Annotated in this window: 13 protein-coding genes and 2 other annotated features (1 of these 15 cut by a window edge); of the genes, 1 reads left to right on the forward strand and 12 read right to left on the reverse strand. The window is 45.0% G+C overall.

What is annotated here, in order from left to right; translation table 11 throughout:
* Positions 1 to 166, reverse strand: a binding site (T-box leader) (it extends 56 nt beyond the left edge of the window).
* Positions 167 to 196: 30 nt separating this feature from the next.
* Positions 197 to 417: a binding site (T-box leader), on the reverse strand.
* Between the two features lie 110 nt (positions 418 to 527).
* Entirely contained in the window at positions 528 to 737 is a 210-nt protein-coding gene (locus tag ACZ9AO_RS16810) for a hypothetical protein (protein ID WP_476109509.1), read from the forward strand.
* Between the two features lie 105 nt (positions 738 to 842).
* On the opposite strand, the gene ACZ9AO_RS16815 is transcribed toward ACZ9AO_RS16810, so the two are convergent.
* The 12 genes from ACZ9AO_RS16815 to ACZ9AO_RS16870 form a co-directional block, all read right to left on the reverse strand.
* Positions 843 to 1,442, reverse strand: coding sequence for a DUF7010 family protein (locus ACZ9AO_RS16815; RefSeq protein WP_476109510.1), 600 nt, complete (start codon positions 1,440 to 1,442; stop codon positions 843 to 845).
* Positions 1,443 to 1,733: 291 nt separating this feature from the next.
* Positions 1,734 to 3,233, reverse strand: a complete 1,500-nt coding sequence (locus ACZ9AO_RS16820) for an amino acid permease (protein ID WP_370027425.1) — start codon at positions 3,231 to 3,233, stop codon at positions 1,734 to 1,736.
* A gap of 115 nt (positions 3,234 to 3,348) precedes the next feature.
* Positions 3,349 to 4,674 carry a peptidase gene (locus ACZ9AO_RS16825; protein ID WP_476109511.1) on the reverse strand — a complete coding sequence of 442 codons (1,326 nt, stop codon included), beginning with the start codon at positions 4,672 to 4,674 and terminating at the stop codon, positions 3,349 to 3,351.
* Positions 4,675 to 4,685: 11 nt separating this feature from the next.
* A complete protein-coding gene (locus ACZ9AO_RS16830; RefSeq protein ID WP_476109512.1) occupies positions 4,686 to 5,867 on the reverse strand; it encodes a thiolase family protein in 1,182 nt (393 codons plus the stop codon).
* A gap of 19 nt (positions 5,868 to 5,886) precedes the next feature.
* The gene (locus ACZ9AO_RS16835) at positions 5,887 to 6,549 is read right to left on the reverse strand and encodes a 3-oxoacid CoA-transferase subunit B (protein WP_476109513.1); all 663 of its coding nucleotides are present in this window, start codon (positions 6,547 to 6,549) and stop codon (positions 5,887 to 5,889) included.
* A complete protein-coding gene (locus ACZ9AO_RS16840) occupies positions 6,534 to 7,232 on the reverse strand; it encodes a CoA transferase subunit A (protein WP_285856689.1) in 699 nt (232 codons plus the stop codon). Before ACZ9AO_RS16840 ends, ACZ9AO_RS16835 begins: the two co-directional genes overlap by 16 nt.
* Positions 7,233 to 7,242: 10 nt before the next feature.
* Positions 7,243 to 8,610: an aspartate aminotransferase family protein gene (locus ACZ9AO_RS16845; RefSeq protein ID WP_476109514.1), complete on the reverse strand. Its 1,368-nt coding sequence runs from the start codon at positions 8,608 to 8,610 to the stop codon at positions 7,243 to 7,245.
* Between the two features lie 44 nt (positions 8,611 to 8,654).
* The gene (locus tag ACZ9AO_RS16850) at positions 8,655 to 8,894 is read right to left on the reverse strand and encodes a ferredoxin (protein ID WP_063594590.1); all 240 of its coding nucleotides are present in this window, start codon (positions 8,892 to 8,894) and stop codon (positions 8,655 to 8,657) included.
* Positions 8,895 to 8,905: 11 nt separating this feature from the next.
* The gene (gene ablB / locus ACZ9AO_RS16855) at positions 8,906 to 9,769 is read right to left on the reverse strand and encodes a putative beta-lysine N-acetyltransferase (protein ID WP_082196486.1); all 864 of its coding nucleotides are present in this window, start codon (positions 9,767 to 9,769) and stop codon (positions 8,906 to 8,908) included.
* A gap of 65 nt (positions 9,770 to 9,834) precedes the next feature.
* On the reverse strand, positions 9,835 to 10,101 hold the full coding sequence (locus ACZ9AO_RS16860; RefSeq protein WP_289350773.1) for a YokU family protein: 267 nt from the start codon (positions 10,099 to 10,101) through the stop codon (positions 9,835 to 9,837).
* 2 nt (positions 10,102 to 10,103) lie between these two features.
* Entirely contained in the window at positions 10,104 to 11,540 is a 1,437-nt protein-coding gene (gene kamA, locus ACZ9AO_RS16865) for a lysine 2,3-aminomutase (protein WP_048688615.1), read from the reverse strand.
* Between the two features lie 493 nt (positions 11,541 to 12,033).
* Positions 12,034 to 13,515, reverse strand: a complete 1,482-nt coding sequence (locus ACZ9AO_RS16870) for a sigma-54 interaction domain-containing protein (protein ID WP_476109515.1) — start codon at positions 13,513 to 13,515, stop codon at positions 12,034 to 12,036.
* Between the last annotated feature and the right edge of the window lie 75 nt (positions 13,516 to 13,590).

A 13,590-nucleotide genomic window follows, 5' to 3' on the forward strand; every position in this document is an offset into this window, starting at 1 on the left:
ACTCATGGCTCTGGAGCTTGTAACGCAGCTTAGACGATATCAGTTACTTTTGTTCACCGATATAGCTCAAAGGCGGTAAATCAATTTCCTAAGCCAGGAAGTTCGCAGCTGCCCTTCCCTCTCTGCAGACCGTAAAAATGATTCATGTCCTTATCATGGCAATAATTATAATAATAAAAAACGCACCCATCCCTATGTAAGGGACGAGTGCGTTTACCCGTGATTCCACCCAATTTCCCATAAGCAAAAAATACTCATGGCTCTGGAGCTGTAACGCAGCTTAGACGATATCAGTTACTCTTGTTCACCGATATAGCTCAAAGGCGGTAAATCAGTTTCCTAAGCCAGGAAGTTCGCAGCTGCCCTTCCCTCTCTGCAGACCGTAAAAATGATTCATGTCCTTATCAATGCTTCTAAAATTTTATATTGTTATATATATTACAATATATTCCCATAAGTGACAACCTCAATTTTTTTCATACCATTAATAATACCAAATTGGTATAATTAGTAAAAAAGGAGTCTCTATGAAACGTTTAAGCAATTGGTCAATCGTATTTGCAGTGATTGGTATCCTATCATTTTGCTGTTCCCTTGCTTTTTCAAAATCCTCCGAGCTGCTTATGATTTCAGGATTCGGTGCGTTGCTAATTGGTATGTTATGCAGCTTAGGGGCCATGTATAAAATGAAAGAGGACTGTCGAAATTTCTGGCTGTGGCTGCATTCTTTCTTTTAAGTTTCATTCTCGTTTGGAATGAACCATTTCAAATTGTCAGGCTCTTGACCTGGATGAAAAATTAAATGAAAAAACCCGTTCGCCATGACGGGTTTTTTCATTGATTCATTCTTCATCGGCTATCGTTCGGCTTGAATTCTTTATTCCAAGCCATAGCGTAAGTCCAGTGGTCCAGAGTATTAGCGCGCATCCAAAGCCGAGCAATGATAACGGTGCAAGGATTTGATGCTTCCCAACCATGACGGTGTCTGGCACAATCAGCCATGTAATAAGCACCAATAAACAGAGAAGCACACCTGTTGCATAATAAACCTTGATTTGGAAAAGTGACGCCAATGGTAAAAAATGAATCCCTACAATAATGGCGATGACTCCCGGTATAAGATCGGTCTGATTGATCAAGTTACAGATGGCAATGGCAATCCCAATCAGCAAACCTTCGGCAATGAAGACCATATTAAACAAAAATCCGATACGCTTAAGACGTCTTGCCCCATCATCTGAAACTTGATTGGACATTTTTTGTGATGCATGTATTAATGAAATGCCAACGATAACCATGATGATTCCCACGAATATGGCTGCGAGTTCCACGTAGGGAAACCCCCACCCCTGCAATCCCATTACACCGGTACCCGCCCACAGTGTTCCGAAGACCGCCATGAAAATGACTCCAATTCCAGAACCGCGAAACGCCTCTTTCATCATCAGTTTCCTTTCGTACACAGTATAATCGTACATAGAATAATATTGCACCACTTACCCAATTATTCAGCTTTAAAAAATGATTTAAGATGAGATAATTGCCGTTTCGGAGATATAATTCGATTTTCGCAGATATAACTGGATTTCGCAGATATATATTCCGATTTTCGGAGATATAATTGGTTTTCCGTAGATATATTCCGATTTTCGCAGATATAACCGGATTTCGTTACAAATCTTCATAAAAAAACCTGAGTCCCCAAAGGGGAGCTCAGGTTTTTTCCATTGGTATCAAGCCACATCTGATTTATCGAATTGACAATCTTTCAATGCTATTAATTTGGTCTTGTGATAAATCTTGTATCCTAGCCAGACTGCCAGGAATATCGGTAATCCGATATAGGAGACGGCGACGCCATACCAGTCGATGCTGCCGCTTAGGAATGCTCCATAGTTCTGTCCTGCTATGACGAGCATGCACAGGGTGAATGAAAGAATCGGACCGAATGGAAACCATTTTGCTTTATATTTCAGTTCGTTTAGGTCACCACCCTGTGCAACATAGGCACGTCTAAAGCGATAATGGCTTATGGCGATTCCAATCCAGGCGATGAAGCCAGTCAGCCCAGATGCGTTCAATAGCCATGTAAATACATGGTCCCCGAAAATGGAGGTCAAGAAGGCGAATCCTCCAATTAAGGATGTCATGATCAAGGCATTCATCGGGATCCCCCTGCGGTTGACTTTGGCCAGGAATTTGGGAGCTTGATGATCTTTTGCCATCGACCATAACATCCGCGTTGATGCATATAGCCCTGAGTTTCCGGCGGACAGTAAGGAAGTTAACACAACTGCATTCATGACGGATGCAGCGAATGCCAGCCCTGCCCGTTCAAAGACAAGTGTGAAAGGGCTTACAGAAATGTTTTCGACATCTCCGTTCAACAAGCTTGGACTCGTATACGGTATTAAGAGACCAAGTATCAGGATGGCCCCGATGTAAAATAATAGGATGCGCCAAAATACTTGGCGGATTGCATTCGGAACGTTTTTTTCGGGTTCTTCACTTTCCCCGGCAGCAATACCCACCAGTTCTGTGCCTTGAAAAGAAAATCCCGCGATTAGAAAGATTGAGATGATCGATAAAAATCCTCCCTTGAATGGTGCCTCATCCATGGTGAAGTTTTCAAATCCGATCACCTTTCCGCCAAAAATCCCCAATATGGTCAATAAACCAATAATGATGAAGCAAATGATGGCAATGACTTTTATTAGTGCAAACCAATATTCAGATTCACCATAGCTTTTAATGGATAGGGCGTTGAGGGTGAAGACGATTCCAAGAAATAAGGCACTCCATATCAGGCTGGGTACATCAGGTAGCCAGAATTTCATGATGATGGCTGCTGCAGCTATTTCCACGGCAAGGGTGACTGCCCAGTTAAACCAATAATTCCAGCCAAGTGCAAAGCCGAATGCGGGATCAACAAAGCGTGTGGCATAGGTGGAAAAGGATCCCGACACAGGCATATATGTCGCCATTTCCCCTAAGCTCGTCATCAGGAAATAAACCATGATCCCAATGCAGGCATAGGCAGCGAGGGCACCGCCGGGCCCTGCGCTCTGGATGGTTGCCCCGCTCGCCAGGAATAATCCGGTTCCTATTGAACCGCCAATGGCAATCATGGTCATATGTCTTGCTTTCAGTTGCCTTTTAACTGTCGGTTCTTGATTATCAATGGGATTCCTTTTAACTGTCGGTTCTTCATTATCAATGAGATTCATATCCATAAGGTTCCTACCTCATTTTCTTTTAAAGTTAAAAGTTCAAGAATAAAAGAGTTTTTTAACAACCGCTTTGTGAAAGACTTAATCGTTCGCTTCACTTGCTGGGATGACATCCAGTTTAATTGCCATTTCCCGGTATCGTCTCCCTAGTCCCGGATTGGGTGACCCCATCCTGCTCAGTCTCCATTCCACACCATTGAATTAGAGTAAGCGCAATGATTTCGGCTGTGGAGAACACGTTGTCGAGCAGGATGTATTCATTTGGATAGTGGGCAACCTCGGTTACTCCTGGTCCGAACACGATAGCTGGCGTTTCACCGACATGTGTCAGCAATCCCCCATCCGTTCCCCATGGGGAGGCTTCAATGACCGGGTCCTGTCCGGCAACTTGCCGATATTGATGAACAAGTGCATTCATCAGTTCGTGCTCGACATCAATTGACCCTGGAACCCAGCGTGCCCCGAACCATTCCAATACGGGCGGGTTTTCCTTGAACCATTGGTCCGCTTCCCCGAGCTGCAATAACCAGGCAGCCATTTCGTCTTTCGCCTGCTCCATCGTTTCCTCCGGCGCAACACCCATCCTTCCTTCGACTTTCACAAGGTCGGGAACGGATGACGGCCAATTACCGCCTTCAATGACACCTAGATTGATCGGAATCGGAATAGGCGTGTTCTGATAAAGCGGATCACTGATACGTGCATTTCGCTTGTCTTCCAAGGCACGAATATGATTGATGACAGTCATGCTTTTTTCAATCGCACTAACGCCTTCATACCTTGTTCCGCCATGTGCTGACCGGCCTTTAACATGGATTCGGAACCACATCGAACCCTGCTGTTTCGGGAAGATCCTCATATTCGTCGGTTCAGGAATCAGGGCGGCATCGGCTTTATACCCTCTAAGGACAGCCGCTAATGTTCCGGCACCGCCGCTTTCTTCTTCAATTACACTTTGAAAAATAACATCTCCTTTTAATTGGATGCCATTTTCCTTCAAAGCCTGCATCGCCAGGATCAGCGATACATTTCCACCCTTCATATCGGTTACGCCGCGTCCAAACATTCTTCCATTCTTAATCGCTCCGCTATATGGGTCGTCGTCCCACTGATCTCGGTCTCCGTCCGGAACGACATCGATGTGTCCGTTCAAGATGATGGAACGTCCGCCTCCAGTCCCTTTCATGATACCCACCACATTGGGGCTGTTGGAAAATTCACTGCGCGGAGAATAGAAATAAGAATGCTTTTTCAGCTCGCTGCCGTTTGGTTCCCAACTATCGATCTGCAAACCCATTTCCTGCAGCTTTTGGGCGACGATGGCCTGTGCCCCCGCTTCATTTCCTTGTGTACTCGGGGCTTGTACCATTTTTTGCAATAGGTTCGTTCCTTCTTCCCGATGATCCTTGATCCATTGGTTTATCCGTTTTTGTATATCCGGCACGATTATCCTCCTTAATTACACATATTCTCATAGATTACTGAAAGTCCCATTCCGCCTGCCATACACAACGTTACCATTCCGTACTTAACTTGTGAACGCAACATTTCATGCATCAGTGTGACTGTCAATTTTGCACCTGTTGCTCCTACAGGGTGACCAAGTGCAATTGCCCCCCCATTGACATTGACAATATCCGGATTCAAATCTAATTCCTTGATCACTGCAAGTGCTTGGGCAGCAAATGCTTCATTAAGTTCAATCAGTCCGATATCCCCTAACGATAGACCTGCTTTTTCCAATGCCTTTCGAGTAGCGGGTACTGGTCCAATCCCCATAACTCCAGGTTCAACTCCTGCACTGGCAAAAGCCTTTATTTTCAAGAGCGGTTTTAATCCCTTTTCTTCTGCTTGCTGCTTGGACATTAAAAGTACAGCTGCAGCCCCATCATTCATAGGACAGGCATTTCCTGCCGTAATGGTTCCTTCATTTTTGAATACTGCCTGAAGATTGGCTAGTTGATCTAGATGAATGTCCTCGCGTACCCCTTCGTCATGGTTGAAGATTTGAAACCCTTTTCGACCCTTGATTTTAAGCGAAATAATTTCTCTATTAAAGCGACCCTCTTCTATAGCTTTCCAAGCCTTCTTGTGGCTTTGATAAGCAAATTGATCCTGTTCTTCACGACGGATACCATATTTTTCAGCCAAGCGCTCGGCAGTGATTCCCATATGATCATTTTCCAAGGAACATATTAATCCATCTGCCAGCAGGGCATCCTCCATCGTTAAGTTTCCAAATTTACCGCCCCATCTATTTTTCACGATATAAGGCACATTGCTCATGCTCTCCACTCCGCCGGCAATAATGACGTCTTCTTGACCAGCAGCGATAGTTAAAGCGGCGTTGGTAATGGCCTTTAAACCTGATCCACATGCTTTGATTACAACGTGTCCTGGGACACTGTGTGGGAAACATGCCAGCTGCGACGAAATTCGTGCCGAGTTAAGTCCGCCTCCGTGGACATAGCCGTGTCCGAAAATCACTTCATTGACTTTTTCTTTACCCAAACCGGAATTCTCCATTAAACCTTCCAATACTTGTCGGCCCAATTCGGTAGCTTTAACATTCCTGAGTGATTTTCCAAAGGATCCAACTGCAGTTCGCGCCCCAGCAACGATGACAACCTCATTCAAGCTTTTTTCCTCCTCTTACCTATTCAATGGTGTTGACGGCAGCATGGATTTTCAATGATGCCTCTGTATTCCTTATCACATCATCCACGGTATATGGCGCCATAACTTCCTTAAGCACCAATCCCTCTTCTGTAACTTCCATGACAGCCATATCCGTAATGATTAAATCCACACTCTTTCTTGCCGTCAATGGCAGCGTACATGTCTTCAAGATCTTAGATTCACCCTGCTTATTCACATGATTCATCAGGACGATCACCTTTTTGGCTTTCTGGGCAAGCTCCATTGCCCCGCCCATACCCGGCACCCGCTTTCCTGGGACGATCCAATTCGCCAAATCCCCTTTTTCACTGACTTCCAGGGCCCCAAGGATGGTGATGTCGATGTATCCTTTCCTGATCATCCCAAATGCCGTTGCACTGTCAAAGTAAGAAGCTCCCATTACAGTGGTGATCGGGAAACCTCCCGCATTACAGAGGGCAGGATCTTCTTTTCCGGGATCAGGACTTGGACCCGTACCGAGAACTCCATTTTCTGCATGGAACAGCACATGGATATCTTGAGGAATATGATCTGCCACCAAGGTAGGGATGCCGATGCCTAAATTTACGATCAATCCGTCATGGATTTCCTTGGCGGCACGTTTCGCGATGCGATTTCGTAAATCTACTGCCATGCCCATTTCCAATTCACCCCTTTTGTCGGAATCACCATATCTACATAAATGCCTGGTGTGGCAATACATTCCGGATCCAATTCGCCTGCAGGAACGATTTCCTCCACTTCCGCAATCGTGAAGGCCCCTGCCATCGCTACCAGTGGATTGAAATTACATGCAGTCTTGTCGTACACTAAATTCCCAAGTGAATCGGCCTTTTTAGCATGGACGATGCTGACCTCTGCCGTCAAAGCGGTTTCCACCAAATATTCTTTTCCTTCTATCACAATCTTGTCCTTGCCTTCTTCGGCTATCGTACCAATCCCGACATCGACAAAAATCCCGCCTAAGCCTACACCGCCGGCACGAATCCGTTCGGCTAATGTACCCTGCGGTGAAAATTCGACTTGCAGCTTTCCTTCAGTCATGAGCTTGCCGGCATTAGGATTGGATCCGATATGCGAGGCGATCACTTTCTTTGCCCTTTCAGCTGTCACAAGCCGGCCAATGCCGATATCAGGGAATCCAGTATCATTGCCAATCAAGGTCAATTCCTTAACGCCCTTGTCAAGGATACCCTGTACAAGCGTCGGAGGAGTCCCCACTCCGCCAAATCCGCCATACATGAGTGTGCATCCATCGGAAATATGCTCCAGCGCTTCTTCCATGGTCACAATTTTGCTTTTCTTCGTAATGACCTGCTTCATACCGTTCCTCCTAAATAGCCTGCATGTCTTCAATCAAACCTTCCGCGTGCAATTCTTGCTGCAACTCTTCGAGGGAAGCTTCCAGTATCTTGACGAGGCGATCGATTTCTTCATTCGTAATGATTAATGGCGGAGATATGATAACCGCATCACCAGCGATTCCTTCAATCGCACCTGCAGCAGGATAGATTATCAACCCCTTCGCAAAAGCCTTGTTGACAAGCCTAGGAGTCAGGCCGATTTGCAAGTCGAATGGCGTTTTTGACACCCGATCTGAGACAAACTCAAGACCAAGGAGAAGCCCTTTCCCTCTAACATCACCGATGATGTCGAATTTCTCAGCCAAGTTTTGCAGCTTCTTAAACAGATATTGACCTTTCTCTTCCGCTGCCCGAACCAGGTCATTGCGCTCAATGTAGGAAAGCACTTCCAATGAAACGGCTGCCGATAAAGGGTTTGCACTATATGTGTGTCCGGCCATGATTGATTTCGAGCCTTTTAAAATCGGCTCCATGACACGGTCAGTAATCATCGTGGCTGCGATTGGAGTATACCCGGCGCTCATTCCTTTACCCAATGCGATGATATCCGGGGTGACTCCCCAGTGTTCCATTGCGAACATTTTTCCTGTACGGCCGATTCCCGTCATTACCTCATCGGCGATAAAAAGAATGTCATAGGTTTCGCAGATTTCCTTAATCCTTTGATAGTAGCCATCCGGCGGTGTTACAGCACCAGCGGATGCCCCGATTATCGGTTCTGCGATGAAGGCTGCGATATTCTCGGAGCCGACCCTTTGAATGGCTGTCTCCAGTTCGTCTGCACACTTAAGCTTGCATCCTGAAGGTTCATTATTATGAGGACAGCGATAGCAATAAGGAGCAGATATGCTAGGAAAATCCTCCAATAGCGGCACAAAACGTTTTCTTCTTGGTACATGGCCTGACATCGATAAAGCGCCCATCGTGATCCCGTGATAACTGGTCCACCTGGAGATTATGCGATTTTTTCGCTCAAACCCTTTTTCTTGCCAATGTTGAATCGCGATCTTCATTGCCGTTTCGGTCGCTTCCGATCCACTGTTCACAAAAAATGACCAATTCAGATCCCCTGGAGCCAGCTCACTTAGCTTTTTGGCCAATGCCTCTGCGGCTCCGCTCGTAAAATGAGACCTATATGCAAAAGAAACCTTGCGGGCCTGCTCCGTCATGGCCTCGACAATATCCAATACACCATGTCCAATACTTGCCGTGACCGCTCCTGATGAGCCGTCTATATACTGTTTTCCATCTGTATCATAAAGATAAATTCCATTCCCATGAGAGATAGTGGGATAGTCCAGATCTAAAGTAGGCTTAATCAAATGATTTCGTTCCATTTCATCTCTCCTTTTAACATTCGTACACATTATCTATTAATCTATTACGTTCTTAAAAGACTAAAAGGCTCATCCTGAATCAGGATGGATTCCGTAGGGCAGCCTTCCATGGCATCTTGCATGTCATCATGCAGGATTTCAGGAACTTCGGCAATTCCCTGATTATCGTCCAGGATGACGAAAGCGATCCCTTGATCGTCATAGTCATAAATCTCAGGACCTGTTGAACCGCACGCCCCGCACGCAATGCACGTTTCTTTATCAACCCATGTGTATTTAGCCATAGAAAATCCTCCTACTTGAGGGATAAATCTTTACCCCAAATATTCATGTCCTCATACTTATCCCAAATATTGCAATTCTTCGTTAATCTGCCGCCATATTCATATCCCAGCTGATGAAAGACGGCGTTCATGCCCATTGACAATGAACGGGCCAATGAATAAGAGCAATAAATGTTTTTCCTGTACAATTCTTGTTCCAATGCGGAAATGAGCACCTTCATGAAACCATGCTTTCGATGCTGGGGAATTGTTGCACAGTCCGTAATTTCAGCATTATGATACATCTCATTCACTTCAGCGGATGCAGCACTCACGATGGTTCCTTCATATTCGATAACACTAAAGATCGTCCCTTCCTCCATCACTTTCTTGATATATCGTTCATCATTCATCGGTGTAGGGTAGGTTTCAAAAATGGCACCATATAGCTTCGCCAGCTCTTGTGCATCTTTCTCCGTAGCAGACCGGAGGATATAACCGTCAGGTATTTGCTGGGATGCAATCGGTCTAGGAACTGTGGTAACATCTTGGATGACCATATCTTCCTTGACCCAAAAGTCGCTAGTCCGCCTTTCATCCGTTAAATAGAAGGCCATGCAATAGGCATCATTCCCTTTGAAATACTTGCTCAATATTCCTTCCAGCATGAATCCTTGACCCAACGCCGCTGATAAATCTTCATTCCTTGCTTTAAGTATCAATTTTGTAAAGCCCTGCTCCTTTGCGATGGCAAGGGCCCGATCGATCGCTTTTTTGATATTTCCCCGATAATCATCCATGCGCAAGCGCTGATTGGCATGATCATGATAGAGCTCCATCGTATAACAATCCCCGGTCTCCATTTGGGTGAAAAAAGGCAGCTTTTGAACAGGCATCATGTATCCCCCTTATTTAAAGAATTCGGGAGAAGAGATGCCTATCATCCGCTTCTCCCGGCATTCTATTTCCAATTGAATAATTTTTTGACAGGTGCCTGAAGAAGCTGTTCATACGTAAACTCATCAGGATATTCAGTCACATCATATATGGATAAGGCTTCATCAACCTTTTGATTCATCGAATCAGACACATAGATTCCGCATTCAGGACAGTTTATGGCCGGAACTTGAAGGACTTTTATTGAACGTTTCCCGTCAGGCATGATCCAGTAGCAATCCTTCTTTTCGCTTTCTTCTACGTTTGGGGTATTGCACCATAAGCAGTCCATCTTCATTCCTCCTTGCCATCAGATTTCACCGAGCCACTAGCGGCCAAGGCATTCTTTTTTTCTTGGGCCAACCTTAATTTTTCCTTCATTTCATCCCGTTTATCACGGCGATCCTTCAAGGAAGCATGTTCATCAGTGCTTTCATACGCTTTTCTCTTGTCAAGACGACGAAGGCCCTCTGGCACCAAGTTGAATTTCTCATCCGTCATGAGCGCGGAAATCCCGACGGCTTCTTTCCTATCCGCAGTACCATACACTTCATCGAAGTAAGCATCCGCACTGCCGGCAACATAGTTCTTCGGCTCCGGATAGCTTGTGATTACTCCTTCAAAGTTCCGTAAAACGACTTTATCCGGACTTTGCGAAAGAAGGTAATTCGGGGTCAAGGCAATCTTTCCGCCACCGCCAGGAGCATCCACCACAAAGGTTGGCACTGCATATCCTGATGTATGGCCGCGCAGTGCTTCAATGATTTCCAGTCCTTTTGAAACCGGCGCCCGGAAATGGCCAATCCCTTCAGATAGATCACATTGATAAATGTAATAAGGTCTTACCCTTGCTTTAACACAGTCATGCATAAGCTTTTTCATGATATGGACACTATCGTTGATACCAGCGAGGATGACTGCCTGATTACCAAGCGGCACCCCTGCCATCGAGAGCATATCACATGCCTTTTTCGCTTCATCCGTCAGTTCAAGTGAATGATTGAAATGCGTATTCAACCAAACCGGATGGTATTTTTTCAGAATATTACATAAATTTTCTGTAATCCTCTGCGGGAAAACGACCGGTGCACGTGTGCCGATCCGGATGATTTCCACATGCGGGATGGCGCGTAGGTTACTCAATACGTATTCAAGGATCTTATCATTGATCAACAGGCCGTCACCGCCAGAGATCAGGACGTCCCTCACTTCCGGAGTGTTCCGGATATATTCAATCGCCCCGTCAAGCTGTTTCTTGGGAACACCCATGCCAACCTGACCTGAAAAACGGCGTCGCGTACAATATCTGCAGTACATGGAGCATTGGTTCGTTACAAGGAATAGAACGCGATCCGGATAACGATGCGTCAATCCTGGAACAGGGGAATCCTCATCCTCATGGAGCGGATCCTCCAAATCATATCTAGTCTTGTTCATTTCTGCCGAAAGCGGTACAGACTGTAAACGAATCGGACAGCGAGGGTCATCGGGATTCATCAAAGAAGCATAATAAGGCGTAATGTTCAACGGAATCGTTTGAGTCGAAATCCGGACTCCTTCCTCTTCTTCAGGTGTCAGGTTGACGACTTTTTTCAGATCATCCAGTGATTTAATCGTATTGGTCAATTGCCAGATCCAATCATTCCACTGCTCTTCCGTTACATCCTTCCACAATTCGATATCATTATAATGCCTGCGTCCACCTAGGTATTCTTTATGTTTTACATCCATTCCCATCAAATTCATTAATAATGCCCCCTTTTTATAAGAACTTATCTATATACTCTCGCAAGAATGATGCCAACATTGATAACAAGGAAATCATAAGCAAATGGGGGTAAACCGAGCTTAAAATCGCAAGATATTTTTCATTATGCATAATTTTTTGCAGCCGAATTCTTTGCGCCAAGCAATAAAAAAAAGAGGCTCTCTTTACACAAGAGCCCTCCAGTTTGTAGACAAAAGGAGTTCTATCCAAATTTTTAAACATAGTTGATTGGAGCGGGTGTTCGAGACTCCTGCGGGAATAGCGGGTCCAAGGTAAGTGCGCCGAGGGCGGACCGCCCGCGGAAAGCGAGTACCCTACGTTCCAATCAACGTCCAAATTTGTACAAGCAAAAAAAATGTAGACGAACTCGATTTTCATCGAGCTTGTCTACATTCTGAAAGTCTCTTTAGATTACATCATGATATGACAGTGACAGCGTTTCCAAAAAACCTGAATTCACTTGGATTCCTTCGACCCTGCCGTATAAACTTTTTCAATGCCGTACTTGTTTAACTTATATTGCAATCCCTGCCTTTTAATATTGAGGGCTTCTGCCGTTTTGCTGATATTCCCGTTATATTTCTCGAACATATTGATGATCATTTCCCTTTCCATTTCTTCAAGAACGACAGGTAAATCAATCCTGTTTTTCAATGGGGAAGGCTGGCTCTGCGCATTTGCTGCAGCATAATTTCCTGAAGGGAAAAGATAAGCAGGAAGATGATGTTCATCAATCAAATCTTCCCCAGCGTCCATGACGTTAAAGGTTAACTCGATGGCATGTCCCAGTTCACGAATGTTCCCGGGCCATGGATATTGAAGAAGCCGCTGCATCGCCCTTTGACTGATCCCGCGCACTTCCGTAAAAAATGATTTGTTGAATTTTTGAATAAAGTGATTGACGATTTCCGGAATATCCGTTTTACGCTCGGAAAGAGAAGGCATCTGGATCGTTACGACATTGAGGCGAAAAAACAAATCCGAACGAATGATTCCCCGCTCCAACGCCTCTTCCGGAGAAATGTTCATCGCGGCAATGATTTTCACATTAATCTTTTGCTCCTTCGAACCTCCAACACGGCGCACTTCACCTTCCTGAAGCACCCTAAGCAATTTTGCCTGCAGACCGAGGTCGAGGCTATTCAGCTCATCAAGGAAAAGAGTACCGCCATTTGCCTGTTCAAAAATGCCCATGCGATCCATCGCTCCGGTAAAAGCCCCTTTCGTCGTGCCGAACAGCAGCCCCTCCATCAATTCCTTTGGAACGGCCGCACAGTTTTGCGCGATGAAAGGCTGATTTCGCTGAGCACTTACATTATGTATACTTTGCGCGACCAGTTCCTTCCCTGTCCCTGTTGGTCCATAAATCATGACTGGGGAATGTGTACGGGCCGCTTTTTTCGCCAAGGAAATCGCTTGCTTAAAAGCAGGACTATTGCCGATCAAATCACTAAAATGATAGGTCGCCGTCCCTTCAGAAAACTTATTTTTCCTATGCGTCTCTGCCAGCTGGGAACGCAAATCGACAATTTGGTCATACATATTCATGACCTTTGTAATATCCTTTGCGATTTCCACTGCCCCAATAATTTCACCATCCTCATACAAAGGATACGTACTATTGATCGACGTTATTTTTTTCTCCTTTAAATTGACATATGTTTGAATGGACTCAATCGTTTCATTGCCTTTTTCCAAGGCCACATGCAGCGTACTGGATTCATCAGTCAATGAAGGATAAAGCTGAAAAATATTCTCCCCCAGCACCTGCTCCCGATCCAGCCCGTCGATATGCGCCATCATTTCATTGTAAAAAACCGTATCCCCATCTTTATTCACAATATGGACACCCACATTGATCACATTCAATATCCATTCAAATTGAGTGGAAAACTGATTTACTGAAGATTTCATTTCTTCATCTCCGTTCTCTGTCATTTGATAGAATCACCTGTAAATTATAGCATTTAATGGGAAACATTCATCTCTTTATTCTTATTTAATTCAAACTTC

It is taken from the genome of Peribacillus sp. TE19612 (assembly GCF_056279465.1).